Source organism: Paenibacillus sp. HW567, from assembly GCF_000374185.1.
Lineage (GTDB): Bacteria > Bacillota > Bacilli > Paenibacillales > Paenibacillaceae > Paenibacillus_AQ.
In genome coordinates, this window is sequence record NZ_KB910518.1 from 5,186,749 (window position 1) to 5,209,531 (window position 22,783).

23 protein-coding genes are annotated in these 22,783 nt (G+C 51.2%); 7 read left to right on the forward strand and 16 right to left on the reverse strand.

Features of this window, described 5'->3' with window-relative positions; all coding sequences use genetic code 11:
• Positions 1-9: 9 nt before the first annotated feature.
• The 5 genes from B212_RS0122995 to B212_RS0123015 all read right to left on the reverse strand — a co-directional run bounded on the left by B212_RS0122995 (position 10) and on the right by B212_RS0123015 (position 6,997).
• On the reverse strand, positions 10-927 hold the full coding sequence (locus B212_RS0122995) for a carbohydrate ABC transporter permease (protein ID WP_019913480.1): 918 nt from the start codon (positions 925-927) through the stop codon (positions 10-12).
• Positions 928-950: 23 nt separating this feature from the next.
• The gene (locus B212_RS0123000) at positions 951-1,883 is read right to left on the reverse strand and encodes an ABC transporter permease (protein ID WP_036669947.1); all 933 of its coding nucleotides are present in this window, start codon (positions 1,881-1,883) and stop codon (positions 951-953) included.
• A gap of 81 nt (positions 1,884-1,964) precedes the next feature.
• Positions 1,965-3,476 (reverse strand): ABC transporter substrate-binding protein, encoded by a 1,512-nt coding sequence (locus B212_RS0123005; RefSeq protein ID WP_019913482.1) that lies wholly within the window; start codon positions 3,474-3,476, stop codon positions 1,965-1,967.
• A 178-nt stretch (positions 3,477-3,654) separates the two neighbouring features.
• Positions 3,655-5,181, reverse strand: a complete 1,527-nt coding sequence (locus tag B212_RS0123010) for a response regulator transcription factor (RefSeq protein ID WP_019913483.1) — start codon at positions 5,179-5,181, stop codon at positions 3,655-3,657.
• Positions 5,174-6,997, reverse strand: a complete 1,824-nt coding sequence (locus B212_RS0123015; protein ID WP_019913484.1) for a sensor histidine kinase — start codon at positions 6,995-6,997, stop codon at positions 5,174-5,176. Before B212_RS0123015 ends, B212_RS0123010 begins: the two co-directional genes overlap by 8 nt.
• A gap of 478 nt (positions 6,998-7,475) precedes the next feature.
• Between B212_RS0123015 and B212_RS0123020 the strand changes: the two genes are divergently transcribed.
• Positions 7,476-7,682 carry a hypothetical protein gene (locus tag B212_RS0123020; RefSeq protein WP_019913486.1) on the forward strand — a complete coding sequence of 69 codons (207 nt, stop codon included), beginning with the start codon at positions 7,476-7,478 and terminating at the stop codon, positions 7,680-7,682.
• On the opposite strand, the gene B212_RS0123025 is transcribed toward B212_RS0123020, so the two are convergent.
• Entirely contained in the window at positions 7,679-8,881 is a 1,203-nt protein-coding gene (locus B212_RS0123025; protein WP_019913488.1) for an Acg family FMN-binding oxidoreductase, read from the reverse strand. The genes B212_RS0123020 and B212_RS0123025 overlap by 4 nt on opposite strands.
• Before the next feature lie 15 nt (positions 8,882-8,896).
• The gene (locus B212_RS0123030; RefSeq protein ID WP_019913489.1) at positions 8,897-9,544 is read right to left on the reverse strand and encodes a TetR/AcrR family transcriptional regulator; all 648 of its coding nucleotides are present in this window, start codon (positions 9,542-9,544) and stop codon (positions 8,897-8,899) included.
• Positions 9,545-9,708: 164 nt separating this feature from the next.
• On the opposite strand from B212_RS0123030, the gene B212_RS34025 reads away from it, so the two are divergent.
• Positions 9,709-9,834, forward strand: a complete 126-nt coding sequence (locus B212_RS34025; RefSeq protein WP_019913490.1) for a DUF4023 family protein — start codon at positions 9,709-9,711, stop codon at positions 9,832-9,834.
• A gap of 245 nt (positions 9,835-10,079) precedes the next feature.
• On the opposite strand, the gene B212_RS0123040 is transcribed toward B212_RS34025, so the two are convergent.
• A complete protein-coding gene (locus tag B212_RS0123040) occupies positions 10,080-10,796 on the reverse strand; it encodes a hypothetical protein (protein WP_019913491.1) in 717 nt (238 codons plus the stop codon).
• Positions 10,797-10,850: 54 nt separating this feature from the next.
• On the reverse strand, positions 10,851-11,417 hold the full coding sequence (locus B212_RS0123045; RefSeq protein ID WP_019913494.1) for a GNAT family N-acetyltransferase: 567 nt from the start codon (positions 11,415-11,417) through the stop codon (positions 10,851-10,853).
• A gap of 320 nt (positions 11,418-11,737) precedes the next feature.
• On the opposite strand from B212_RS0123045, the gene B212_RS0123050 reads away from it, so the two are divergent.
• The gene (locus B212_RS0123050; RefSeq protein WP_051128326.1) at positions 11,738-13,279 is read left to right on the forward strand and encodes an acyl-CoA synthetase; all 1,542 of its coding nucleotides are present in this window, start codon (positions 11,738-11,740) and stop codon (positions 13,277-13,279) included.
• A gap of 60 nt (positions 13,280-13,339) precedes the next feature.
• Here B212_RS0123050 and B212_RS0123055 read toward each other — a convergent pair whose 3' ends face one another.
• From B212_RS0123055 to B212_RS35535, 3 genes are all read right to left on the reverse strand, one after another.
• Positions 13,340-13,936: an SMI1/KNR4 family protein gene (locus B212_RS0123055; protein WP_019913496.1), complete on the reverse strand. Its 597-nt coding sequence runs from the start codon at positions 13,934-13,936 to the stop codon at positions 13,340-13,342.
• A 4-nt stretch (positions 13,937-13,940) separates the two neighbouring features.
• The gene (locus B212_RS0123060; RefSeq protein WP_019913497.1) at positions 13,941-14,384 is read right to left on the reverse strand and encodes a HEAT repeat domain-containing protein; all 444 of its coding nucleotides are present in this window, start codon (positions 14,382-14,384) and stop codon (positions 13,941-13,943) included.
• A 171-nt stretch (positions 14,385-14,555) separates the two neighbouring features.
• A complete protein-coding gene (locus B212_RS35535; protein WP_019913499.1) occupies positions 14,556-15,443 on the reverse strand; it encodes a DUF1186 domain-containing protein in 888 nt (295 codons plus the stop codon).
• Positions 15,444-15,689: 246 nt separating this feature from the next.
• On the opposite strand from B212_RS35535, the gene B212_RS0123075 reads away from it, so the two are divergent.
• The 4 genes from B212_RS0123075 (at position 15,690) to B212_RS0123090 (ending at position 19,101) form a co-directional block, all read left to right on the forward strand.
• Entirely contained in the window at positions 15,690-16,874 is a 1,185-nt protein-coding gene (locus B212_RS0123075) for a nucleotidyltransferase domain-containing protein (protein ID WP_019913500.1), read from the forward strand.
• 187 nt (positions 16,875-17,061) lie between these two features.
• Positions 17,062-17,379: a transposase gene (locus B212_RS0123080; protein WP_019909631.1), complete on the forward strand. Its 318-nt coding sequence runs from the start codon at positions 17,062-17,064 to the stop codon at positions 17,377-17,379.
• A gap of 11 nt (positions 17,380-17,390) precedes the next feature.
• Positions 17,391-18,251, forward strand: a complete 861-nt coding sequence (locus B212_RS0123085) for an IS3 family transposase (protein ID WP_232231538.1) — start codon at positions 17,391-17,393, stop codon at positions 18,249-18,251.
• Positions 18,252-18,759: 508 nt separating this feature from the next.
• Positions 18,760-19,101 carry a nitrous oxide-stimulated promoter family protein gene (locus B212_RS0123090; RefSeq protein ID WP_019913501.1) on the forward strand — a complete coding sequence of 114 codons (342 nt, stop codon included), beginning with the start codon at positions 18,760-18,762 and terminating at the stop codon, positions 19,099-19,101.
• Between the two features lie 111 nt (positions 19,102-19,212).
• Here B212_RS0123090 and B212_RS0123095 read toward each other — a convergent pair whose 3' ends face one another.
• The 4 genes from B212_RS0123095 to B212_RS0123110 are packed head-to-tail and all read right to left on the reverse strand — an operon-like array spanning position 19,213 to position 22,723.
• Positions 19,213-21,012 (reverse strand): ABC transporter ATP-binding protein, encoded by a 1,800-nt coding sequence (locus B212_RS0123095; RefSeq protein WP_019913502.1) that lies wholly within the window; start codon positions 21,010-21,012, stop codon positions 19,213-19,215.
• 13 nt (positions 21,013-21,025) lie between these two features.
• A complete protein-coding gene (locus tag B212_RS0123100) occupies positions 21,026-21,484 on the reverse strand; it encodes a lasso peptide biosynthesis B2 protein (protein ID WP_019913503.1) in 459 nt (152 codons plus the stop codon).
• Positions 21,481-21,786 carry a lasso peptide biosynthesis PqqD family chaperone gene (locus B212_RS0123105; protein WP_019913504.1) on the reverse strand — a complete coding sequence of 102 codons (306 nt, stop codon included), beginning with the start codon at positions 21,784-21,786 and terminating at the stop codon, positions 21,481-21,483. The genes B212_RS0123100 and B212_RS0123105 overlap by 4 nt, the downstream gene beginning before the upstream one ends.
• 4 nt (positions 21,787-21,790) lie before the next feature.
• Positions 21,791-22,723, reverse strand: a complete 933-nt coding sequence (locus tag B212_RS0123110) for an ATP-binding cassette domain-containing protein (RefSeq protein WP_019913506.1) — start codon at positions 22,721-22,723, stop codon at positions 21,791-21,793.
• Between the last annotated feature and the right edge of the window lie 60 nt (positions 22,724-22,783).

The following is a 22,783-nucleotide window of genomic DNA, read 5'->3' on the forward strand; positions in this document are numbered from 1 at the left end:
CTGACACTCTTATTCTTTGACGGCCCCTACGGTAAGCCCCTGAATGAAATAACGCTGGAAGAACGGATAAGCAAAAATTATCGGTCCCGTCGCAAGCACGACCATCGCCATCCGCGACGTATCCTGAGGCATGGAGCGCAGCGCCTCCAGACTGAGCGAGCTGTTGGTGGAGTTCTGCATAATAAACTGCATACTGGTCTCGATCCGCATCAGCATCGACTGCAGCGGCACCAGGTTCGGATCATCAATATAGAGCAGCGCATTGAACCAGTCATTCCAGTAGCCCAGGGTACTGAACAGGGCAATCGTAGCCAGCCCGGGCAGGGACAGCGGCAACACAAGCGTCAGGAAAATGCGGAATTCGCCCGCGCCGTCGATTTTACCGGATTCAATGATGGCATCGGGAACGCTGGTGCTGTAGAACGTCCGCAGAATCATAATGTAAAAGGCGTTGACCGCCAGCGGCATCACAAGCGCCCAGATCGAATCCTTGAGTCCCAGGAACTGCGTAACGATGATGTAGGTCGGAACAAGCCCCCCGTTGAACAGCATGGTGAAAAAGGCAAAGAACGCAAAGAAATTGCGGTATCTGAAGCTTTTACGCGAAATGGCATAGGCATAAAAAGCAATAAACAACAGGCTGATCAGCGTACCGAGTACGGTCACGAGAATGGTTACCCCGTAAGAACGCAGCAGCATATCGCCTGATTCAAATACATATTTGTAAGCCCCGAGGCTCCATTTTGCCGGAAACAGACTGTAGCCATCCCGGGCCAGCGTCCCTTCATCCGTGAAGGAAATGATCACTACAAAAATAAAAGGAAAAACGCACAGAAAAGCAAAAATGCCGGCAAACAAATTGAACAGCACATTCCAGGTCTTGGAGAGCTTGTGAAAATCGCGTTCTTTTTTGACTAGTGTGGACATCTGGTTCACTCCTTTCGCCCTGATTAGAATAAGGCGCTGTCCTTGTTGAATTTGCGCACGATGAAGTTCGAAGTAATAACAAGCACAAACCCGACAACGGATTGATACAGACCTGCGGCAGTGCTCATGCCAATCTCACCTGTAGATTTGAGGCCTTGGTAGACATAGGTGTCGATAACGTTCGTAACACTGTAGAGCGTCCCGGAATTGCGGGGAACCTGATAGAACAAGCCGAAGTCGGCGTAAAAGATTTTCCCGATGGCAAGCAGCGTCATAATGTTGATAATCGGGCTTAGGAGCGGCAGGGTGATGTTCTTGATCTGCTGGAACTTGCCTGCACCGTCGATCATTGCAGCTTCATACAGCGATTTGTCGATCCCCATGATAGCAGCCAGGTAGACTACGCTGTTGTAGCCAAGCGCTTTCCACAGATACACCAGTATCAGGATGAGCGGCCAGTATTTTTTCTCGGAATACCAGTTGATCGGTTCTGCGCCAAAATAGCCCAGGATCTGGTTCATTACACCGCTCTCGGAGCTGAGAAAGCTGAAGGCGAAGTAGCCGACAACAACCCAGGATAGGAAATACGGCAGGAACATACCGGTCTGATAGACCTTCGCCAGTCTTTTATTGGAAATCTCCGCCAGCACAATCGCCATCGCCACCGACAGCACCAGCCCAAGCAGAATGAAAGCGGCATTGTATAAAAGCGTGTTGCGGGTGATGACATACGCATCGTTTGTGGTGAACAGAAATTTGAAGTTATCCCAGCCTACCCACTTGCTGTTGATAATGCTGGCCCAGAAGCCCTCCCGGCTGTAGCGGTATTCCTTAAAGGCAATGACCGTTCCCACCATCGGCAGATACGAGAAAAAGAGGAACCACAGCGCGCCCGGTAGGACCATGAGCAGCATAATTTTGTTTTTGATGATATTTCGGATGAATCCGCCAACCATTTTCACGTGGAGCCCTCCTTAACTGTAAAGAAGACCGGGCAAGAGGCTTGGCACCCGCCCGATCTTCCTTAAATGAATGAATTATTTGTTGTTCGCGGCTTTCCAGGCGTCGATTTGGGTCTGTGCTTCTGCGATGATTTTGTCGAGACCGGCAGCTTTGAATTTCTCAATCGCTTTTGGCAGATATTCGTCAGGATCTACGGTTCCCGTCATGAGCGGAGCCCAGAATTCTTCCTTCACGTTCTGCAAAGCGGCGATTTCATTCGTCACCTTGGAGGTATCAAAGTTGAAGCCAAGGAGCGGCGCATTTACGCCTGCTTCGTTGAATTTCTTGAACTGCTCCCATTTGTCCGCAGGGTCGCCTTCGTTCAAATAGTTGAGCATGATATTCCCGAGAGAGAAGGACGGCATATCATAGTTCTGCGCTTCCGGCAGGAACTTAACGGTAGTGTCATTGACCTTCTCATAGTGCACACCTTCGATACCAGAATCCATCATGTTGCGCAGCACCGGATCGGTGTTGAGCAGGTTGAGGAATTCCATCGCTTTCTCCGGATGCTCGGAGTTGGCCGAAATCGCCTGCATCGAGCCCATAACGGACCAGTTGTAAATGTAAGATTCACCGGCGGGAGTCGATACTACAGGATAACCGTAGCTTGCCGTCCACAGATTGTCAGCCATTGGCTGTGTGGTGGCGCGGTCCATGAACCATTTGCCGGATTTGTAGAGGTCATCCACGGACGTAGTTGTCGCTACTTCCGATGAGAGGTAACCTGCCTTGTAATATTTGTGTACGGTTTCAAGATTGGATTTGAGTTCAGGAGTTTCGAGAATGTTGACGATTTTATAGTCTTTGGTGTCCAGATATACTGCCATTGGCATTTTTTCGATGATATAGTCAAAAGGCAGCACCGGCATAAAATCCTTCACCATCGCGTAAGGCGTGATGCCCGGCTCGTTGTCCTTGATTGTCTTGAGCAAAGGTTCAATGCTCTCCAGCGATTTCACGCTGCTGATGTCCAGCTTGTACTTGTCCACCAGCTCCTTGTTGAAGCGCCATACTTCCTGAGCCGGAAGCTCTTTGTTGGCAGGGATTGCGTAGTTGTGGCCGTCTACCTTGGAGCCTTCCAGGAAGGCAGGGTCGATGGCATCCTTGATGCCTTTGCCATATTGATCAATCAGGCTGTCGAGTTCCAGGAACGCGCCTTTGCGGGCATTTTGCACATAATCCAAAGCCCACGAGCTGGTAAACATGATGTCCATAGGCTCACCGGAGGCAACCTTAACCTGCATCTTCTGCGAGTAGTCGCCGTAGTCAATCATGTTGACCTTGAGGGTAACATTGATTTTTTCTTTGGTATATTTGTTGACTTCAGCCACTACCGTGTCCAGGTCCTTCTGCGGCGCGCCGATGGTATACCAGATCAGCTCTACCGGCTTCTCCGACGAAGTGTCTTTCGTTTCGGAAGCAGCATCCTTAGTCCCGGCATTGTTCGTAGCAGCATTGTTAGAGCCGCCGCAGGCGCTAAGCAGCACCGAGAATGCCATCAGCGATGTAAGTAACAGGGAAAACCGTTTTCTTTTCTTGCTCATTCTTTGATAACCTCCCCTTTATTCACCTCGAATTTCCCAGGAATATCCGGAAGCCTGACCGCCGCCGTCCTCTTCAAGGATTATCTTAACTTTAGTTGATGTAAGCATTCTCAAACAGAAGCTAAACTAAATAAATCCTGTAGAAAATAAAGAAAAGAACTCGCCCGGCGAACGTCCGCTAGACAAGCCCCTTGTATTCGGTAGGTGAAATGCCCACATATTTTTTGAATTGCTTATAGAAGTATCCCGTCTCCCAGTAGCCTACATTCCTGGCGATTTCCTGGACCTTGCAGGAGGTATAACGCAGCTCTTCCTTGGCCTTCTCGATCCTGTAGCGGTTGATATATTCCGTGAAGGTATCCCCTACCTCTTTGCTGAATAGTTGCCCCAGATATACCGGATGAATATGGAACTGCGCGCCGAGTGTCTTCAGCGAAATATCCTCCGAGTAGGACTCATGGATAAAATTGAGCACCTGCTGCACGACCGGACTTTTCACATCGCGGATCAGCAAATCTATTGTAAACGCTGCCGCTTCCTTCAAAATATAAATCCACTCATGGATCGACGCCGTCTCACGGATTCTGCGGAAGCCCTCCTGGTACAGCTCCGGCTCTTCAGAATGCCTGATTTCCTTCAACTGCATCTTGAAACGGATCAGCCATTCCATGGAAAAATCCTGCAGGATTTCCGGCGTCACGCCTTCCATATGCCTGAGCTGCTCAAACCGTTCGTCAATCCGCCGCAGCAGCGCCTCCTTGTCTTTGGCCAGAATCAGCCGCTGCACCTGCTCCCAATTCTGGGTGACTTCCCGCCCATCCCCTTCAGTGCGGCTCCTTATCTCTTCATACCGGATCAAGCTCCGCTCTGGGAACAGCATGAAATATTCCTGGGCCTTCTTCGCCTGCGTATAGCTCTGGGCCGCGCCCCCTTCAGTCTCCACAACGGAGCCAAGCGAGAGGCGGAGCGGCTGGAAGGCAGCCAATTGTCCAATTAGCCGCTCATGGCAGCGCTCCACCTCTTCCTTCCCGCGCTGGTATTCACTTAGACCATGCAGCAGTACAGCATCCCCTTCGATGTCCTGAAACAGAATGATAGAGCTGCTGCTGGCAAGTGCCTCCCCAACCGCCTGGAGAAATTCCGCACTGCCGAAGCCCGGGCCCGGGCGCAGCAATGCGGCGAGCAGCAGAGGCTTGTTCATCTGTAAGCCCAGCAGCTCCGCCCGTTCGCGGAATTCCTCCGGGGCAATCTGATCTCTGAGCCAGCGGTGCATCACGTTGTCTCTTAATATGGAAATGCTATGCGCATTCATCTCATCTTCGGCTCTGCTCATGTTGAGCTTCTCTACAGCATTGCTCAGCGTTGCCTTGAACTCTTCCAGATTAATCGGCTTGAGCAGGTAATTCTCAATGCCCAGCGTCATTCCTTCCTTCAGATAACCGAATTCATCGTACCCGCTGAGGATGATAACCTTCAGCGCCGGCTGAATCCTGCGGACAGCGCGGATCAGGTCCAGCCCGTTCATCAGCGGCATGGAAATGTCGGTAATGAGAATATCTGCACGGAGTGAAGTCAGCGCTTCCAGCGCCTCCTGCCCGTTCTCCGCCCGGCCGACAATCTCCATCCCCATTCCGGCCCAATCGACAATATCATACAGTCCTTCAATAATAAACGGCTCGTCATCCACGATGAACACCTTATACATAGGTAGGCTCCTCCTCTCCCAAATCAGGGAAACATACGGTCACAGTTGTCCGGGCACCCTCTTCGCTTTCCACCCGGACACCATGCGGCGCTCCATACAGCAGCATCATTCTCTCATGAATGCTCCGAAGGCCAAAAGACTGCGACGAGCTGTCTGTATGCAGCAAATCACTCTGGATCTGCTGCAGCCGCTCCGGCGGAATGCCCCGGCCATTGTCCGCTACTACGGCGCGGAGAATCTCGCCTTCCTTGAACAGTTGAATGGAGATGTGATTATCGCTCCGGTCTGTTCTCATCCCGTGGAGAATATAGTTCTCGACGATGGGCTGCAGTGACATCTTCAGGACTACCCGCCCCTCCAGCTCCTTCGGACAATGCAGCTCATAAGAGAATTTGTCCTTGTACCGGATGCGGAACAGCTCCAGATACAGCCGGCAGGCTTCAAGCTCATCCTTCATCGTGTGTTTGCTCTTGGGATGGACATAGCTTTTGAACAGAACAGACAGGCTGTAGATCATCTCTCCTACATCGGGCGCCCCTTGGGAGATCGCGCGCATGCGGATTACCTCCAGTGTATTGTATAGGAAATGCGGGTTGACTCTGGCCTCAAGCGCTGAGATTTCGCTGTGCTTCTGCTTGATCTCGGCCTTAAAGACACGGTCGATATAGAGATTAAGCTCATCCAGCATATCATTGAAGCTTTTGGAGATTTGACCCAGCTCGTCTTCCTTCACATCCGTGATCCGGGCGGCAAGGTCCCCATTCTTCACCTTGCGGGTAAAACGGATAATATTATGCGCCCGGTAGGCGAAGTTGCTGATGAACAGGGATGGCGTAATCACCGCAAACAGAATACAGATCAGGCAGATGATAATAATCATGTTGCGCAGACCTCTATAAGTCGCTGCAAGCTCCTGTTCCGGGACTGCGCTTAGCACCGTGAAGCCGCCCTGGCTGTGTGTCAGCTTCGTGATCATCATCCCGTTTACTTCTTCACCGTCTGAAAAGACCGCTTCAACCTGTTCAGGATAGGGGTACTTCTTGCCGTAGAGCTTCCCGGAGCTGTCGAATAACACGTCGTTGTCCGCCGAGAGCACAACAATGTTGCCTTTGAAATCATCCTTGTAGTCGCCCATACTCTCCCAGATATGCTCCGCATCATAGAACACCAGCAATTGCCCGATATTGCGCAGCGATTGCTTGTCATTGATAGGAACCCGGATCGAGAACATAGGGGAATCCGCGAGGGAAATGGTTTTGCGGACCCAGATGTTCGGAGCGGTCACGCTGCTGGCTTCTTCCAGATACAAGGCATCCGGGACAAGCGAACGTGCCGCATTGGTAGAGATAATATTGAAATTCTGCCGTTCATTGAATACATACAACTGCTGTTTGGCTGAGCTGTAGAGCAGCAGCCTGCGGATATCCGGATCATCCTCCAGCTTGTTGCGGAAAAATTGCACGCTGTCTGTAGTGATGCTGCTCTCATTCAGATACCGGTCCAGCCTGTAGGTTACATAGTCCTGATATGGATGCTCCAGCAGATAGGACGTATTGGAGGCAAGCTCACTGTCCCTGTAGACATCGCGCATCATCGTCTGTACGGCATCATATTTATTCTGCATATAGTTGTTCACACTCTCGACGGTCCGCTTCTGAATATCCAGTTGCCTTTGCACCACGGGCTGCGACATTAAGAGGAACATCAGATAGGAGAACGTAATCGTGGTGAACACGGCAATTATGGAGAAGATCAGGATGATCTTCATAAACAGATTGTTCTTGAAATGCTTCTTATACCATTTCGGAAGCAGCATATTCCCGGAAGTCCCTCCTGCTCTTGTTGCCTAGTGAACTACACTTCATTATATATGTTTTGTCGGCTCCAAACTTCTTCTCACTTCTTACTGAATAAAAGATTTATCAAAGCGGCTTGGATCGTGATTGCAGAGAATGTTTGGACTTCCGGCCGCTGTTATGTTTAGATTTCTCTGATTGGAACCGCTGATCGCAGTAGAAATCCAAACATAGCTTATGCTTACGATGCCAGCTTTCCTACGGAAAGCTCTCAGGCGGACGCTACCGCTCCTACAGTTCCAAACTTCTCCTCCACCACTTCTGCCTTTTTGTAGTAATTAAATTAATTATATACTTCAACAATAAGCTATGGTCACTGGCGCAAACAGGGTAAAAAATAAAGGTTTACTGTAAAAATTAAAGGCAGAGAGCCTCCTCTATCCGCCTGTTTGATAGAATTTCACTTTTTCGGAGCTGAACGGAAAGGGGCATACGCTGGTGGCTGTGCTGCATGATTTGAATCATGCAGCCAGATACGCCACACATCTCATTGCGATGAAGAACGGGGCAATTGCCGCACAGGGCCATCCCCGGGACATTGTTACGGAGAAACTGGTTGAGGAAGTATTTAATCTGTCCTGCAAAATCATTGAAGACCCGGTTACAGGCACTCCGCTGGTGGTTCCGGTTGGCAAACGCCGCTAGTTGCTGATGATTAACTCCTGCACATCCCGCCGCATGCTTAACGGCACCTCGTTAAGCGGGGTTCCCAGACGCACGAGCATCTGAATGGTTCCGCCGCCGGGGGCATAGCTCCGGTGAATATCGCTGTAGATCCCGTTCATCTCGGGATACTCCTCGATGGCCTGGCTTAACGGCTGCATCGCCAGACCCAGGCGGTGGGCGGTCAGGATTAGCCTGCTGTACAGCATCCCGCTTCTGACCTGGCTTGTGCGGCTGTTATCGCCGCTGACAATCAGTGCGTAAGCAGGCGTTTTGTCCACAGAGGCTTCCGTTGACTGAATAAGCTGGTCGGAAGCAGCCTGTCCCTTGTTCAGCGACGGTAACAAGGTTACAGCGCCCTGCAGGACATGGCGCATGAGCCCGCTGGTTCCTTGGCCTTCCACGGAGAAGCCGTAGCGGTATTTATTCTTTTCCCGCTCATTGGCACGGAAGATTTGGGCCGTCTCCTCCATTACACGGTCAACCCCCGCCTCTACCTTAGCCGCTTGATTGGCATAGTCTGCAAGCTTCTGCATATTACCGGCATCCTGAAATACCTCAATGGTCATGTCACTGTCTTTGTTAATGCCCTTTAGCTCCTGCACTTGCGAATCAGTCAGCGGATCTGGCTTATAGCCTCCCCTGTTCGTATCCGGCTGGAACAAATATGGATAGAGCGGCCCGGCAGCGGCGCTGATCTTCGTGAGAGTAATTCTTGCAACGGGTTTGCTGTCCATGCTCCCGGCAAGCCTGCTCTCCTCATACTCCCCTTCAGGAAACAGCTTGATGGCAGCATCATAACCCAGCTCCGCTCCGGCAATCCGAATATACTCCAGAAAGGTTCCCTGTGAAACCATAAACTGCCGTGCGTCGGGATCAACTGCCGGAGATACGCGCGAGCTGTCCGCATACAGCGAAAAAACCATGTCATTATTAGGATCGAGCTTGATCCGCCAAGGCTGCATATTATGCCCGCTGGCAGCAAGCAGACCATGGGCGGTTAGCTGCAGTCTGGGATCAGCCATTTTCGCGGAATAACCGGGTTTCCAGGGCTGCAAATAACGCTGCTGGGTGAACACTCCACTGATGAGCAGCAAGGCGGCAAACACGACAGCGACCAGACCGGCAATGCCCGAGACAACGATCAACATAACCTTTTTCCCCCGTTTCTTCCCTTTCACTTGAGAGCACCCCTTCTATACGCTTATAGATTCAACCATTAGGCTAAAAGCTGCCGCAACCAGCTCATCCGGCGTTGTTCCATGCATATGACGGAGATAATTCTCCTTCTTCAGCGCTGTGTTCAGCACACCCACGACGCTCGACCACAGCATAAGTGCGGTATGTACAACGTTAAGCTCCTTACGGATTACTCCTTCGTCCATTCCCCGCCACAGCATCCCGATTAAATGCTCTGTGATCTCTTCCCCCAGGGCATAACATTCTTCTCTCGTCTTGTCGGCAGCTTCGGCAATGAAGTCATCTTCCGCCGTCTCATATTGAATCATCGCTTCGAAATATTCCGGATGCTCCTTGCTGAACCGGTAAAATACATCACCCATCTGCCGGATACTCCCCAAAGCGTTGGCAGCCGGATTCTCACGGATGTCTTGCCGCAGCATCTCCAGCATCAGCCTGTAGCCCCGGGTCATAATCTCAAAATAAATCTGTTCCTTGCTGCTGAAGTAGACGTACAAGGTTCTTTTGCTGAACTCTGCCGCCTTGGCCACATCATCCATCGTCGCTTGATTATATCCCTTGGCAAAAAAGACCGCCTCCGCCGCCTCGATAATATCGTTCCTGCGGATTTCCTTCTCTTTCTCTCTGCGCTCTCCGCTTCCCATCCTGTCACCCCCTTAAACTTGCACCGCATTGTTACAAAGTAAACTATGAGTTTACTTTGCACTTCATTTAAGTCTCCTGTCTGTGAGATTCCTTACAGTGAATGAACTTTACCGGAACTGGACACAGTAACAGCAGGTCTGGGACAACTTTTAGGAGGGCAACGATGGACACACACGAGTTCGTAGAGAGGTTTCGGGAGAATATGAAGAAGGCTGAGAAGAACAAACGCCGCGGCAAAGGCTCGCCGGAAGCGAGACTGTCGAACAAACAGCATAGCACCAACAAATAAGTGCCGGGAACGGCCGCCCCGATTCAGCGGGAGGTATCTATATTTGCACAAAAGGGATGTCCGCAAAGCCACTTTTTTGGCTCTGGCGGACATCCCTTTTTATACAATAGACATCCATGCCGCTCTTTCGCGGCACTTCAGACGATGAAATTTCATAGAAGACCCTCAATTTGGCTTCGCCAAATTCGAGGCTTCCATAACAATGTCCTCTGTTCGGACATCGTTATTTCAGGATAGGAATAATCTTATTTGCTCAGTTTAGCAACACTTGCAGCTACTTTCTCCAGCTTCGCTTTGCTCAGTGTTTTATCCGGCGAGCTAAGCGTAACGTAACGGTCATCCAGCTTGAAGGTAAGCATCGGGATATCCGAAGGGGTATACCATTTGCCCTCAGCTCCGGTCGAAAGCTTCACTGTCGTACCTTTGTAATCATAGGAGTAGTCCCGTGGTGAAATCTCCACGCTCATATGCTTGAAGAGGAATCTTACGCCATCGGAGCCTTGGGCTGCCTTCTGGAACACATCTCCGCTGATCATTTGCGTCGGCGCATAGGCGGTTTCGAAGCCCTGGAAGGCTGCGAAGGCTTTGGTGATTGCTTCTTTTTGTGCGGCGCTGTATTGTACTGCGGCCAAGGTGATTGCTGAACCGTTACCCGGTGTTGTTGTGCCTGCTGCTGAACCCAAAACCACCTGATTAGTGGAAGGATCGAAGGTTACCGGCACCTTCAGCGCATCCGCCATCGCACGGACAGGGAGGTAAGTCGTATCTTTGTATGTGATTGGTGCGAGCGTTTTTCCATTGCTATCGACTGGTGTATACTCCGCACCGTTCACTGTAAAGCCGATGCTGTGATTCAGGTATGCACTGATCTTCTGCATGTTCGTACCCGCATATACCCCCGCCGAGCCTGTCACTGCCATTCCGAATACCATTGTTGCTATGATCATTTTTTTGCTTTTCATTGATTATCGTCTCCTTGTAAAGTTCATGTATGGTGTTCCTTGCTATGATTCAATTTAATCATGAACTTGTTTCGAACTTGTATCGTGATTGTAAAGAAGTGATTCCAAAGCAGTTGCCGGTATTTTATACACCTCAGTGTACAAAATTTCTCTGAACCGCCCGAACTCCTGCCGGCTTACGGCCTGGGGATAGGTCATGATCATCAGCGGCAGATCGGCCTGTCCCTCACGCAGCGGCGGCTGCACATAAGGAAAAGGATTCAGATGAAAACCCAGACGCTCGTAAAAGCCGACTCTGCGCAGCTCAAGCTCACCTTCCGGCGGCTCCACCTCCAGCACAACGGGCTTGTCCGAACGGCTAAGATACGAATTCATCAGTTTTTTACCGATTCCGCCGCCTCTAATCTCCGGGTTCACCGCGATGTGCTCAACAAACCGCAGCTCAGGGAACTCCCATGCCGCCAAAAAAGCCACTATCCTGCCTTCAGCATCCCGCTCGGTGTATATATGGTAATTCGGATTGTCCAGCAAGGACTTTTGTCCGCTGTAGGTTCTGAGCTCACTGACTGGAAAAGAAGCCTCCATTATGGCGAATATTTCATCAAACACTGTAGGATTCATTAATTTTCTACCCGCTTTCTGGTTAATTCCTGTATTATAGCAAACAAGTAGAAACGGCTACACCGTCCTTAAAAAGGACGGTATCCGTTTCAGGGAGAAATATAAGGATAAAGTATAGCGTGAAACTTATACTTTCTTATATTTTTAAAATAGTCACAGAACATTCGCTACTGCCAGTCCTTTCATTTAGAACCTGGTACTAGGAGAACGTGCTATACTGTAGATATTAGAAACCATTATGTTTATATAGGAGATAGGAGAGGTTCGTTTTGGAGAATACACGCTGGGTTGCACCTGAATTCTACAATATCACTTCGGAAATGGAACAGCATCCCGCCGATAAGCCTGCGCTTAAATGGTTGCATGAGAATGGAGATTATGAAGAAATTACTTACGGTGAGTTGATGAAGCAGGCAAGCCGGCTTGCCGGGGGACTGTCCGGGCTTGGGCTTGAAAAGGGTGACCGGGTGCTCGTAATGGTACCGCGCAGCATTATCGCTTACGTTATTTATCTGGCATGTCTGAAGCTGGGGCTTGCCGTTATCCCTTCCTCCGAAATGCTGCGGGCCAAGGACCTGGCCTACCGGCTGCGGCACTCTGAGGCCAGAGCTGTTATCGTCTGGTCCGAGGTAACCGGAGAAGTCAATAAAATCACCGACGATCTGCCTGCACTGGATTACCGGCTCTCCGTCGGCGGCGCCGAAGTTGACCCGCTGGGCGGATGGACCGGTCTGGAGAACCTGATGAACGGCCAGCCGGACAGCTTCCCTACGGTTGCCAGCCGCCGCGAGGATATCGCCATCCTGGCTTATACCTCCGGAACAACGGGCAACCCTAAGGCTGTCGTCCATACCCACGCCTGGGGATATGCCCATCTGCGGATCGTTTCGTCGCTGTGGATGGATATTCAGGAGTCGGATATCGTGTGGGCAACCGCCGCACCAGGCTGGCAAAAATGGATCTGGAGTCCGTTCCTGACCGTTCTCGGCAATGGCGCAACAGGTTTTGTCTACAATGGATCTTTCCACCCGCACCGTTACTTGCAGTTGCTTCAGGATCAGGGCATCCAGGTATTATGCTGCACACCGACGGAGTACCGCCTGATGGCCAAGACGGAAGGGCTGTCGAGGTTTGACCTGTCGAAGCTGCGCTGCGCAGTGTCCGCCGGCGAGCCGCTTAACCAGGAGGTGATCAACGCCTTCCAGCAGCATTTCGGGATTACGATCCGCGACGGCTACGGGCAGACGGAGAGCACGCTGATCATCGCGGCGCTGAAGGGCGAACCGCTACGTGTCGGTTCTATGGGCAAGTCGATTGCACCGGGCATTGTAGAGGTGGTTGACGAAGACGGCCTGCCGCTGCCTGCGGGAGAGGTTGGAGATATTGCCGTGCATCTTAGCATGCCAGCCTTGTTCCAGAGCTATTACAAGGACCCTGAACGGAAGGCTAACAGCTCGCATGGGGAGTATTTTATCACCGGGGACCGGGCGCGTAAGGATGAGGAAGGTTATTTCTGGTTCGAGGGCCGGGGCGACGATATTATCATCAGCTCAGGTTATACCATCGGACCGTTTGAAGTAGAAGAGGCACTGATGAAGCACGCTTTGGTCAAGGAATGTGCTGTTGTGGCCAGCCCGGACGAAATTCGCGGCTCCATTGTAAAAGCCTTCGTTGTACTGAAAGACGGCCACACCGGTACACCTGAACTGGTACGGGAGCTGCAAGCCTCCGTCAAAGAGTGGACCGCTCCCTACAAGTACCCGCGTAAAATCGAATTCATCGTCGACCTTCCGAAAACCGCCTCCGGCAAGATTCGAAGAGTCGCGCTGCGCGATCTGGAAAAGAAGGCCGCCCAGAAGTAACACCAGGCCTGCTGATACAACAACGGGTACCCCGCATGTTGAAGGGTACCCGTTATAATTTTATTCCGACCAGTAGTTTGCCTCAGGATTCAGAGCCGCACCTACTTCGCCCTCTTTGATCAGGTCGCAGTCCAGATAGCCCTCTTCGTCCACAAAATAAACCTCCTGCTTATAGAACTCGCAGAGTGTCTCCAGGAAGTTCTCCGGGGAATCGTACATTACTACAAGATCACCGTAGTCGTGCAGCAGATCGCATATCCGTTCTACGCCATCCTCCGATTGGAAATAGCAGATGAAGTCACTCCCGTAGTTGGTCAGGAGCGGCAGCACTGTACCTCCGCCGCTGTAGCCTTTGTCCTCCAGAATACTTGTCAGCACCTTGATTTCCTGCTCATATTCATCAATATGGATCAGTCTGTAGCCGGGAATGAACTCGATCAGGTTCGGCTCCTCTTCTTCGCTGCTGGTACCGGATACCTGGCTGTAAATCGCCTGCAATACTTCCGGCACCTTCGGCATCAGACTGCCCAGCTTGGCCGTCACACGCTCCCCGCCGGTTCCCAGACTGGCCGAATAACCGGGGCGCAGCCCGCCCGACAGCTTAAGGTATTCCTGAAATTTGACGGTTAACCGTTCGATTGATGGAGGGTTTAGCATATCATCATCCTTTAGTGGCAGAAGCCCACAGTTTCTGAAGCCAAGCATCAAAATTCTGGCCCTTATCGCCTTCATAAGCATCGTAGACGTCAATCCGCATCTTCTTCAGCTTCTCCTTGAACTCTTCATACGAATGGTCTCTCGGAAGACTTTTCTTGATTCGCAGCACAATCTTGGATATGCCTTTGAACAGTTCGGCTTTGTTCCTTGACGGCACTGTTACATCTTCCCCGAAGGCCTTCAGCTTCTCGTATGCAGCTTCTTGAACGGTATATACAGGATCGCTGACCAGCAGACGGTTCAGGATGTCGATAATTTGTTTGTGGTTGTAGCGGCCAAGCTCCTCCACAGCCTCAAGACGCGCTCTCCAATCGGCGGAGCGTCCGGCAGCCTTCTTCAGTTCCTCGTAATTCTCCGGCAGCCCGTTGTTCACTTCTTCATTATTCAAACGATACAATCCCCTTCTTGGTTATATTCAGTCCCAATTCTACCGTACTGTACTCCTTGATTTCAATCTTTTGGACAAATTCGGGGTGTATGGCACCATTCCGGATGACAGAGGCTTCAACCACTACTATTTGAAAAAGAATCTGTAGCCCGCCTCCTGTATCTTGCTTTCCTATTTTCCGCAGCACTTCTTGTATTTAAGTCCGCTTCCGCAGGAGCATGGGTCATTACGGCCCGGCTTGGCAGCCACGGTGATTGTTTTCAGGTCACGCAGACTCTTAGGCGCTTCATACTTAAGTGTTTCTGAAGAAGAATACCACTCTGGACCAAAACAATCCCAGTTCTCCATCTCCTTAATGGTATCATCTATACGTTCAGATTCCATGTCTTTACTTTTTGTATGCAGCAGATCGTCCTTATCCTTAAGCAGCGTTGACTGAATTTCGTCCAATTGGATGACATGAGGGTCAATTGCCCTGTCTTCATACAGTTTTTTAATATCAGCGTACACTTCTTCCGGGTATAAGTCATCCGCACAGCATACGATCTCCGCGTTGAAGTAATCATCGCTGTCCGAGCGTTTACTTGTCAGCAGTTCTCCCAAATAACTCACGGCCGTTTCTCTTGGAATTTCACCGCTATACACAAGTATGGCAAGTGCTCTAAGCCCCTGACCTCTTGCATATTGGGACGCTTTCCTGTTCTCGATTAGCTGCTGCAGCAGAGTGAAATCACCGTTATAGACCGAGGCGAGCATTCTTCCTCCGGCGTCCGTCAGAGTATCGCTAAAGATGAGGTCACATACGTCCTCCGGGAGCGAGAACAGCTCAATCAAAATGGGGAATAATTCCATGACACGGAACTGCGAGAGCAGATAACTGGCATACAAAAAATCAATGCGTGATGCATCCTCAGCAAGCTCTGGGTGCTTTTGCAATTCGCTCATAATCTCCAGCAGGTATGGAATGGCTTCATCCTTCTTGCTTATGATCTCTTCCAGCTCTTCGCGGGGAAACCGGCGGTCTTTGTTATACCTTATCGCTTCTATTAAATGTTGCATAATGCTCCCTCCAGGTAAACGGACTGCCTGCGTACTCCAGAATCTATATATTACCTAGTCTACCAGCCACTCGGACTGCGTCAATACACTATTCTTAATGGTATATATACTGTAGGATTCAACACAGCCCAATAAATTGACAGATTTCTGTAAACGATGGTACGCTCACAGTGCGTTCTCTACACCGAACTGAATGTACAAAAATTCACCGTCAAAACGTTACAAATCCAATGAAGGAGATTTCCTATGACTGACGGGTATAGCCTGGATAAGACGAGCTTGTCCAAGGAGCTGCAGCTTCTGCTTGCAGTACTTAATAGTGACGACATCAATGAAACGGCGGAGCAGAATCCGCAATTATTCAAGGATATCGACTGGGAGCTATGGGTACGGCTGTCCTTGCATCATCGTGTGTTTCCGTACATTTACCCCAAGCTTAGCCGGATGCGTGGAGAGTGTGTGCCTGCTGCGGTCACCCAGCGTTTGAAATGGGAGTATCGCAGAAATACTGTGCAGATGCTCCAGCTCAGCGGGGAAATGGGAACTATCGGTGAGGAGCTTGCCAAACTGCATATACGTTCTCTGTTCCTGAAGGGGCCGGTGCTGGCCCAAGAGCTGTACGGCGAAATTTCGCAGCGGACCTCGCGTGATCTCGACTTTCTGGTGCCTTTGGAACAGCTCACCGAGACGGAAGCGCTGCTGGTCCAACTTGGATATGTAAAGGAAGAGGATTTCGAGAGTATTCTGGGGGATTGGAAATGGAGAGAGCATCATACCACCTTCAATCATCCCGGCAAAAACATCAAGGTGGAGGTGCACTGGAGATTAAGCCCGGGTCCGTCCAAGGAGCCGGGGTTCGACGAGCTGTGGGAACGTTCGCGGATCAGCAGCCACTTCGGGCAGCACGTTCATTATCTAGGGCAAGGGGATTTGTTCCTCTTCCTCGCCGCCCACGGGGCCAGACATGGCTGGTCCAGACTGAGATGGCTGCTGGATATTAAGCAGTTGCTGCTGCAAAAACCGGACCCCGCCACGTTAACCGGGCTGCTGCAGCGGTATAACTACGCCGATGTTGGCGGGCAGGCGCTGCTGCTTGCCGCCGATCTGCTGGCGGCGCCTGTCGCGCCCGCTCTGTCCAGTCTCGCGGAGAGACCCAAGTCCCGCCGTATTGCCCAGCTTGCCCTTTTCTATGTGACACGAATGATCAACCTCCATAATCCTCCCCTGGAGCCGGAGGTTGAGCGGCATTACAAATATTATCAGCCGGCCATACTGACGCGCTGGCATCAGTTCTTGTATATAGCCGGCTTTCTGTATCCTTATGCGGCGGATGCGAAGACCCTCCCGCTGCCGAAGCCGCTGCATGTGCTCTATTTCCCGCTGCGTCCCTTTCTGTGGACCTGGCGCAAGGTCAGCGGCGGGGAAAAGTAATCACGCCTAGATCTCTGCTGTCCGGTCATCCCGCCCGAGTCTCTACATGGAGGTTAACTGTACTTCGTACAGCTAAAATCTCACTTCTGAGAGACATCGGGGGGATACCTGTATTTCTGCAATTAGAATAAAAAGTGGACACCCGTTAAGAACGTATGAATAATGAACTTAACGAGGAGGTGTTCACATGGGTGAACAACGGAAACGGTACAATGAAAAGTTTAAAAGAGAAGCCGTCAAGTATATTCAGCAACAGACAAAGACGGTGGTGGAGATTGGTGAGGAGCTAGGCGTCTCCCCTGGCGTGCTGCATAGCTGGTTGGCGAAGTATCGGGAGTTCGGCAATGAACCTGTAAACCATGCGGAAAAGGTTCGCGAACTCGAGCAGCGGCTGGCTGAACAAGAAAAAGAATTACGGGCAAGAGAGCAGCGAATTGCAGACGTCGAAGAAGAGCTTGCCATCGTAAAAAAAGCCGTGCACATCTTCAGCAAACCAAAGAACTGAGATTTCAGTTCATCGAAAACCATCGCTCCGAGTTTCGAATGGAGAAGATGTGCAGAGTTCTCGAAGTCTCCCGGAGCGGGTTTTACAAATGGCGCGACACGACGACCAACCCCCAAGCGGAGCGTAAGGCACTATTGCTCCAGCGAATCACCTATCATTTCAAGGATAACCAGAGACGTTACGGCAGCCCCAAGATCACCAAGCTTCTACAGAAAGAAGGCTACACCGTTAGTGAGCGGACGGTAGGAAAGTACATGCAAGAGCTGGGGTTACGCTCGTGTGTCGCCAAACGCTTTCGCGTGATGACGACCGATTCCAATCACGATTTGCCCATCGCCCCGAACCTGCTGAACCAAGACTTTAAGACCGCTGAACCCAACAAAGTCTGGGTTACGGACATCACTTACATCCCCTGCCGGGAAGGAAGGCTGTATCTGGCCAGTGTACTCGACCTCTGTACGAGGGAGATCGTAGGCTGGAGGCTCGGAGAGCGAATGACGACCGATCTGGTACTAGGTGCACTGGACGATGCCTACAAGGCAAAGCGGCCCAAGAAGGGACTCATCCATCACTCGGATCGGGGATCGCAGTATGCCTCTGCCGACTACCGTAAACGTCTAAAAAAGTACCGCATGAAGGCGAGCATGAGCCGCAAAGGGAATTGCTATGACAATGCCTGCATCGAATCCTTTCATAGCGTGCTAAAGAAAGAGTTTGTCTATTGCACCAAGTTCAAAACGAAGCAGCAAGCGCAGGACGAGATGTTCCAGTATATTGAATTTTTTTATAACCGCAAGCGAATCCACAGTGCGCTGGGTTATGTTTCCCCTGTCCAGTTTGCGGCCAAGTTCCAAACGAGAAAAACCGCATAATCCACTTTTTTTGTGTCCACTTTCTTGACGGAGGTCCAACCTGTATTTCATACAGGTATATTGGCTGGAATCAGCAGAATGGCTCATCTTCCTCATTTTTAATTGCAGCAACTACATTTATATCTCTAAAACACTTATTTTAGCTGAGAATAGCTGCATAAAATGCACTAGACATGCAAAAAAGCTAACATGAAAAATCAGTTTAAATAGATTACTATTTATGGATGATAAAGAAGTTCTTGTTCAAGTAAATCTATAACCGCTGACATCGCTTTATCACCTCAGTATCTTAATAATCTGTTGTACACGCCTTAAACCTCAATGATATCTCACCAAAAAAATCACGAACATACGTTCCAAGACAATCGTAGCTCTTTTCCACAATAAACGCAATACAAGATAAAATTTCCTTAGAACTGTAAAAGACATACCCGATTTCTTGAATAATTAGATGATATAGTTAATGCATAATGGCATTGTTATACCATCTGAAAGGGATCTTTCCAACATGACAACAGAAGTAAAACGGCGGTTGAACGATGGTCTGAAAATCCAAAAAGAAAAAGAAATTGTCTCCACAATGATTCGTATCTATTGCAAGAAAAAACATCGTCAAAACGTGTTATGCGCCGAATGTCAGGACTTGAATGATTATGCTATCCATAGACTCTCCCTCTGCCCATTCGGTGAGGAGAAAACGGCTTGCGCAAAGTGCCCTATCCATTGCTACAAACAGGATTACCGGCAGAGAATTAAGGAAACTATGCGTTACTCAGGCCCGTGGATGCTGCTCTATCATCCGATTGAATCTATCAGGCACATCCCATTACCGGGTAAGTTAAGAAAATAATATATCCCACCACATAGCACTATAAAAAAAAGGATTCCGCTGCACTCTGTGCAATAGAATCCTTTTACTTTTCGATAGATATTCGAGAGCTGCAGCCGCTCCCATTCCTTCCTACATTGCCTCTTCCTGGCTGCTGAGCAGACGGCTGAACATACCGCCCTGCTCGGAGGCCAGGCCGTTATAGACACCCTGCTGAATGACCCGGCCCTGGTCGATGACCAGAATCTGATCCGCTCCCCGGATGGTGGACAGGCGGTGGGCTATAACAATGACCGTTACTGAAGCTTTCAAGCGCTCCAGTGCCTCCTGAATCCGCTTCTCGTTCTCTGTATCCAGCGCACTAGTCGCTTCATCCAGTACGAGAATGGACGGCTTGCGGATGATTGCCCGTGCCAGGACCAGCCGCTGCCGCTCTCCGCCGGAGAGGCGGACGCCGCGGTCACCGAGCAGCGTATCCAGCCCTTCAGGCAGTTTGCGGACGAAGTCTGCCGATGAAGCGAACTCCAGCGCCTCCCACAGTTCATCCTCGGTTGCATCCGGCTTGATCATCGTCAGATTGTCGCGAATCGTTGCATTATACAGAAAAGGGTCCTGCGCCACATATCCAATCGAGCGACGGTAAGGAAGCAGCCTCTCCCCCGTGATCGGCTGCCCGTCCGCCAGAATCTCGCCCGATTCCGGCTGCATGAGGCCCATGAGCAGGTCGACAAGCGTGCTTTTGCCTGCGCCTGAACGTCCGACAATCGCCGTCATCCGGTTGGCCGGAATGACCACGTTCACATCCTGCAGGGAATATTTCGGCTCCTGCGGATGGTAACGGAAATCAACGCCCCGCGCTTCCAGGCCCGTCTTCAGGCTGAGCGGAGTCACCGCAGCTTCCGCACCCTCCTGGGCACCATGCTCCGCAGCCTGCAGACATTCCTCCTGCAGCAGTTGGAGCTGCTTGAAGGAAGGCAGCACGGAAGCGAGCTGCTCCATCAGAGACTGCAGCGTGGCGAAGGTCGGCCACAGCCGGGCAAAGACCAGAATCACCAGCATCAGATTCGGCCCCTCCGCATGCAGGAAGCGGAAAGATACGAAGATGAACACCGCGATCAGCAGCGTGGAGGACATTTTGTAGAGCATCTGGGAGTTCGAGCGCAGCCGCGTGTAATCCAGTTGCTCTTCCTTGACTTCGCCGGTGAACTCATGCATCCAGCTCAGCCGGGAGTGCTCCAGATTGTTGCTTTTGATATCTTTAATGCCATTCAATTGATCCGTAATCCCGGCCAAATATTGCCGGCCCAGAGAAGAACTGCGGCTGCCCAGCTTCTTCGCCTTGCGGATAAACCGGCGGGAGAATACGGACAGCAGGACGGCACACAAGAGTACGGAAAGCGTCATTGTAGGAGACAGCCAGAAGGCGAAGCCGATCTGTACCAGCGTGAACAGCAGTGAAGTCAGGAATTGCAGAAAAGCGCTGATTCCCGCCAGCACTCTCGCTATCTCGGTGGTCATTACATTGATCAGGTCGGAGGTGCGCTTCTTCAGAAAAAAAGACCACTCGGCCCGCAGCAGCGCGCTGTACACCTCATATCGCAACTGCCGGCTGTAAGTCTGCTGAATATCCACGTTCCGCACAGCGACAAAACGTGAGATCAGATTCTGACACAGAACGATGAGCACATAAGCACCGAGCACCAGCATTAGCGCTGATGTCTGCGGCAGCTCCGATATGAACCCGAGCATTGGCAGATGATAGCCCGCCGCAGCTCCGCCAAGCTGAATACCCGCCATACCCAGCATCGGCACCAGCAGCAGAATAGCTGAGCTCTCCAAGAGACCGCTGATCACCATACCCAATAGATTCAGATAGAGTTTGGCCCCGGACAAGCGCTGAAGCTGCCGGATATAATGGATTATGAATTGCATGGAACCACCTCGATTACTCGGCATGTAACACCTTGGCGAATTTCTCCACCACGACAAACCCCTTCATGGCATCATCGCCGGAGACATAATAAGCCCCGCTGCGCAGCCAGGCATGGGCAATCATCCGGCCCTGCTTATCCTTGGCAACCCCCATGTACAGGGTGCTCTCGATCCCGCGTTTTTCGAGCATTTTGAGTCCCGCTACCGCTCTGACCATACAGGTGCTTTTCCAGGGGGTGTATCGGCTGATGACCCGGATGGCTTTGGTGATGTGCTGAATGCGGGGAATATCAACATCATTGGACACTGCCGCGGTCTCCCCGGACTGGATTCCAAGCTGCGGAGCCGTTTTGGCAAAAGGAAACAGCAATTGGACTCTCACGAGAAAAAGCCTCCAAAGCGCCTCAGGGATGAGCGCCAGGGCGGCTTGGTCATGGGTCAGCAGCTTACGGATGCGCCGGAAGGCTGTCATGGCTGGCTTACTACTGCGGCAAGCTCCTCATCCAGCAGGCTTTGCAAAAAGGCAAACACATCCTGACGGGCAAGCTCTTCCGGCACCTCAAAGCTCGTCTGAATGATCTCCACCACCCGGCCCGCAGTAACCGGTGACGACAGCGCCGTCCAAATTTCTCCGCCGACCTCTCCAAGGTTGTAGTATTTTCCGTTCTTCACATTCAGCATGACCTTCTCGCCGTCCATATCGCTGGCAATATTGCCTTCGCGCTGCACGAGCACCGATTCGAGCGACAATACATCTGCAGGCTTCATATTCATTGGTTCATCTCTCCTTCACTTGTTGCCTGATTGTTTCAAGAATAAGCGATGCTTGCGCCGGAGCGTTGAAGCCTTGCTCAGGCCGGGTCAGACGGTACATCGGCAGCCGGTTAATGAACGAAGCGAGCATGCCGAAATGCCACTCCCGAATGCCGATCCGGTCAACAATTGCTCTTTGATAGGTATGATGATATAACGCGTGGAACCGCTGCATGCCCTGAATCGGCTCGAGGGCGACCGGCCCCTCCCGGGTAACTGACAGCTCAAACACTCCGGCAAGCGGCAGAGGTTCACTGTGGAAACGGTCATGTACCGGCACAGCAAATTTGGTCTCCCGCTCAAAAAGCGGACGGTAGAGGGACGAATTCATTCCCAAATAGTCCAAGCTTTGCTGCCACAGCTTCTGCTGCGGATAACCTGGAATAGCTAATGGATGTCCATTTTGCACCATAACGGGAATAACGTCGTCACTGATCAGCGGGCTGCCCTGATCCATCAAATAGGAAGCAAGCGTCGATTTGCCTGCTCCTGAACGCCCAACCAGCGCATAAGCCTGGCCGTCAATTACAAGCGCGCTGCCGTGGAGCGGGAGAATCTGCTTTTGCATCAGCAGCACACCCATGCAGCTTCCCAGAATGAACAGGCGGACACAGTCCGGGTCTGCCTCCGGTGCAGGAGATACTGTGATGGTATTACCGCCTTGAATTGAAAAAACAGCCGTACCCTTGGCCTCGAACATGACCTCATTCCCGGACACTCCCAGGCTGGATGTAACCTTCGGGATCGCTTGCCAGCGTTCCGCAAGATCTGCCTGAACCACCGATACGCTGCCTGCCAGCCCCATCTTATCCGCGAGGGGAAGCTCCGGCAAAGGAAATTCACTGTGAATCTGCAGGCCAAATGCCTGATAGGCCAGACCTTGAACGGTACTCTCCATGCGGTTCACTCCATATCACCGTATTATTAAAAGATAGCCCTTATCCCCCTCAGCAAGCAC